General features: G+C 70.1%; 5 protein-coding genes. All 5 read left to right on the top strand.

Translation table 11 applies throughout. The features are described from left to right. A partial coding sequence (locus VNS22_RS21105) for a lactonase family protein (protein ID WP_325735965.1) occupies positions 1-603 on the top strand: 603 nt, incomplete at its 5' end. Between the two features lie 30 nt (positions 604-633). Further along, positions 634-1083, top strand: a complete 450-nt coding sequence (locus VNS22_RS21100; RefSeq protein ID WP_325735963.1) for a MaoC family dehydratase — start codon at positions 634-636, stop codon at positions 1081-1083. Further along, entirely contained in the window at positions 1080-1892 is an 813-nt protein-coding gene (locus VNS22_RS21095) for an IclR family transcriptional regulator (RefSeq protein ID WP_325735961.1), read from the top strand. The genes VNS22_RS21100 and VNS22_RS21095 overlap by 4 nt, the downstream gene beginning before the upstream one ends. Continuing rightward, positions 1889-3082 carry an extracellular solute-binding protein gene (locus VNS22_RS21090; RefSeq protein WP_325735959.1) on the top strand — a complete coding sequence of 398 codons (1194 nt, stop codon included), beginning with the start codon at positions 1889-1891 and terminating at the stop codon, positions 3080-3082. Before VNS22_RS21095 ends, VNS22_RS21090 begins: the two co-directional genes overlap by 4 nt. Then, a complete protein-coding gene (locus tag VNS22_RS21085; RefSeq protein WP_325735957.1) occupies positions 3079-4134 on the top strand; it encodes a Gfo/Idh/MocA family oxidoreductase in 1056 nt (351 codons plus the stop codon). The genes VNS22_RS21090 and VNS22_RS21085 overlap by 4 nt, the downstream gene beginning before the upstream one ends. Positions 4135-4248 lie beyond the last annotated feature (114 nt).

The following is a 4248-nucleotide window of genomic DNA, read 5'->3' as shown; positions in this document are numbered from 1 at the left end:
GCCCATTGCGCGATCGAGCTGCCCGGGCATGGCAACATCCTGGTGGCCGATCTCGGCCTGGACCAGGTCGTGACCTACCGGCTGGACGCGGACGGCCAGCTGCAGAAGGTGGGCACCTATGCGACCGCGTCCGGGGCCGGGCCGCGCCATCTGGCGGTGCACCCCAGCCTGCCCTTCGTGTTCGTCATCAACGAGCTGGGCTCGACCGTCTCCAGCCTGGCGCTGGGGCCGGACGGCCAGCTCAGCGAGATCACGACCGTCTCGACCCTGCCGGCCGGCACGGGCGTGCACAATGACAGCTCCGACCTGCAGGTTTCGCCGGACGGGCGCTTCCTCTATGGGCTGAACCGCGGCCATGACAGCGTGGCGATCATCGCGGTGGGCGAGGATGGCGGGCTTACGGCCGTCGGCCATGTGCCGTGCGGCGGCCGCACCCCGCGCAACTGCGCGCTGACCCCGTCGGGCGGCCATCTGCTGGTCGCGAACCAGAACAGCGACGTCATCACCGTGTTCCGGCGCGACCCAGCGGACGGCAGCCTGATCGACATCGGCCGGCCGATCGCCACCGGCACGCCCATGTGCATCCGGGCGATCACCGCCTGATCCCTTTTCCTCCGGACGGAGCCGGTTGCCATGATCGTCGAGCAGTATTTCGAGGACTACGAGATCGGCTTTGCGCGCCGGAGCTTCGGCCGCACCGTCACCGAGTCCGACATCGTCCTCCATGCCGGGCAGACCGGCGATCATTTCCCGCACCACATGGATGCCGAGTGGTGCGCCACCCAGGAGTTCGGCCAGCGCATCGCGCACGGCACGCTGGTGTTCAGCCTGGGCGTCGGGCTCACCGCCAGCACGATCAACCCGCGCGCCATGTCCTATGGCTATGACCGCCTGCGCTTCATCCGGCCGGTCTTCATCGGCGACACGATCACCGCCACCGCGAAGATCACCGAGAAGCGTGACCATCCGCGGCGCACGAGCCACGGCATCGTGGTGGAGGCGCTGGAGGTCACCAACCAGCGTGGGGAGCCGGTGCTGGTCTGCGAGCATCTCTACCTGGTCGAGCGCAAGGCAGCGGCATGAGTGCCCGTCCGGCCGCCGCGGGGACGATGACGGCCGAGGAGCGGCGCGCGAAATATTCGGTGCCGGCGGTCGAGAAGGCGCTGGACGTGCTGGAGTACCTGGCCGACCTGGCAGTGCCGGCCACCCAGGCGCAGCTCGCCCGGGCGCTGGGCCGCCAGCCGGGCGAGATCTTCCGCCTGCTGACCTGCCTGGAGCTGCGGGGCTATCTGCGCCGCGATCCGGCCTCCGGCGCCTATGCCCTGACGCTGAAACTGTTCGAGCTCTCGCGCACCCATTCGCCCTATGAGCGCCTGCTGGAGGCCGCCCGGCCCTGGATGCGCCGGCTGGCCGAGACGGTGCGCGAGACCTGCCATCTGAGCGTGCTGCACCAGGACCAGGTGCTGGTGCTGGCCCAGGAGGAGAGCCCCAGGCCGCTGCGCCTCTCGGTCGAGGTCGGCTCGCGCCACTCGCCGCTGCGCACCGCGTCCGGGCGGATCATGCTGGCCCATCTGCCGGAACGCGAGCGCTCCGCGCTGCTGGACCGGCTGGCGGAATGGCAGGAACAGGACACAGCGGCGCGCGCTGGCTTTCTCGACCGGCTGGCGGCGCTGCGCGAGCGTGGTCATGAGCGGGCCGAGGGCGAGCGCTTTGCCGGCATCCTGGACCTGGGCGTGCCGGTGGGCGGTGCCGGCGCCTCGATCAAGGCGGCGCTGATCATCGCCACGCTGCGCCAGGGCGACGGGCCGGATCTCGACGCCATGCTGCCGACATTGCAGGAAACGGCCCGGTCGATCGCCGCCGAGGCCGGCCTCAGGGAGAGCCCGTCATGACCGGAACGCTCAGGATCGCGGTCCGCAAGTTCGACGCCTTCGAGAACGCGATCGTGCGGCAGTTCCAGGACTTCGCCGCCAGTACCGGCACGGATGTGCGGCTGGAGATCGAGGCGCTCGAGCTGAACCCGATGCACCAGGCTTTGTTCGTGGACGGCCGGCTGCTGGATGGCAGCTTCGACCTGACCTTTCTCGCGACCGACTGGCTGGCCGAGGCGCAGGGCGCCGGGCTGATCACCGACCTTTCGCCCTTCCTGGAGCAGGCACCGCCGCCGGACTTCCCGAACGGCTGGAGCCCGTCGCTCTTGGGACTGCAGCGCTTTGCCGGCGGCTTCTGGGGGATGCCCTATCATGACGGGCCGCAATGCCTGATCTACCGCAAGGACCTGCTCGAGGCGGCGGGGCTGGCCGTGCCTACGACCTGGGAGGAGTTCCACCAGACGGCCAGGCGGCTGCACGATCCGGCGGCCGGGCATTACGGCACGGTGCTGGCCCTGTTCCCGGACGGGCATAACGGCTTCTACGATTTCTGCGTCCATGTCTGGACCCGCGGCGGCGAGCCGTTCGACGGGGACGCGCGGCCGGACCTGGTCACGCCGGAGGCAGAGGCGGCGCTGGACTTCATCCGGACGCTGGCGGCCGACGGGCAGGCGATCGCGCCGGACTGCGCGAAGCTGGACAGCGTCCAGTCCGGCATCCTGTTCTGCGCCGGCAAGGTGGCGCTGATGACCAACTGGTTCGGCTTTGCCGCGCTGGGCGAGACCTGGGCGGACAGCCGGGTGAAGGGCCTGGTCGACATCGCACCCCTGCCCCGTGCCGGCCATGGCCGAAGCCTGTCGCTCAACGTGTTCTGGGTGCTCGCGATCGCGGCGGGCTCGCGGCAGAAGGATCTCGCATGGCGCTTCCTGCGCCATCTGGCGAGCCCGGCCATGGACCGGCTCACCACGCTGGAGGGGGCGATCGGCGTGCGCCGCTCGACCTGGGCCGATCCCGAGGTCAACCGGATCGTGCCCTACTACCACAAGCTCGACGAGCTCCACGCCAAAGCCCGCGAGCTGCCGCGCCACCCGCGCCTGTCGGCCATCGCCGCTTCGGTCGACGCCATGCTGGGCAGGGCCACCACCACCACCATGCCCAGCCGCGACCTGCTGGCACACGCCCAGCAGCAGATCCTGGACATCCTCCGATGACGCTCGACCTCCGCCAGGAGCACCCCCGCCCGGGCAATCCCCGCCCGATCGTGATCATCGGCTGCGGCGGGATCGTCGCTGCGGCGCACCTGCCGGCCTACCGCAAGGCGGGCTTCACCGTGGCGGGGCTCTACGACCTCGACCGCACCCGTGCCGAGGCACTGGCGGCGGAATGGGGCATCGCCACGGTCCATGGCTCGCTGGACGAGGCGCTGGCCACGCCGGGCGTGGTGTTCGACGTGGCCGCCCCGCCGGTGGCCCATCCCGAACTGATCGAGGCGATGCCAAAAGGCTCAGTCCTGCTCCTGCAGAAACCCATGGGGCTGGACCTGGAGGCCGCGACCCGGATCCGTGCCGCCTGCCGTGCCCGGAACCTCACCGCCGCGATCAACTTCCAGCTCCGCTTCACCGCGATGATGCAGGCCCTGGCCGACGCCCTGGCGCAGGGCCGGCTGGGCCGGCTGATCGATGTCGAGTGCCACCTGAACCTGGTGACGCCCTGGCAGCTGTTCCCGCACCTCCTGCCCAACCCGCGCGTCGAGATCCTGTCGCACTCGATCCATTATCTCGACCTGATCCGGGCGCTCATGGGCAACCCGGTAGCGGTTTTGGCCCGCACGATGGGCCATCCCGACACCAAGCTGGCCCAGACCCGGACCAGCGCCATCCTGGACTATGGCGACGACCGCCGCGTCACCCTGTCGATCAACCACCACCATGATTTCGGCCGCCGCTTCCAGGACGCGAGCTTCCGCTTCGAGGGCGACCGTGGGGCGGCCATGGCCAAGCTCGGCGTGCTGCTGGACTATCCTGCAGGCGAGCCGGACGAGCTCTGGCTGGCGCAAAAGGGCGGCCCCTGGGCGCAGGTGCAGCTGGCGTCCGGCTGGTTCCCCGACGCCTTCATTGGCCCCATGGCCAACCTGCAGCGCTTCGCCGCCGGCGAGGATGCGGTACTGCATACCTCGGTGGAGGATGCCTGGCACACCATGGCGCTGGTGGAGGCCTGCTACCGCTCGGCGCAGAGCCCGGGCACGCCGGTGCCGCGCGACTGAAGCCAGGGCATGCAAGGCATTTGCCGCGCCGGCAGCGATCCGCTAAGTGCAAGCGCGGCAGCCAGCCGGGCCAGGGGACGCCTAGCTCAACGGCAGAGCAAGCGACTTTTAATC

It is taken from the genome of Geminicoccus sp., assembly GCF_035556675.1.
GTDB lineage: Bacteria > Pseudomonadota > Alphaproteobacteria > Geminicoccales > Geminicoccaceae > Geminicoccus.
This window is presented reverse-complemented; position numbering and strand designations above follow the sequence as displayed.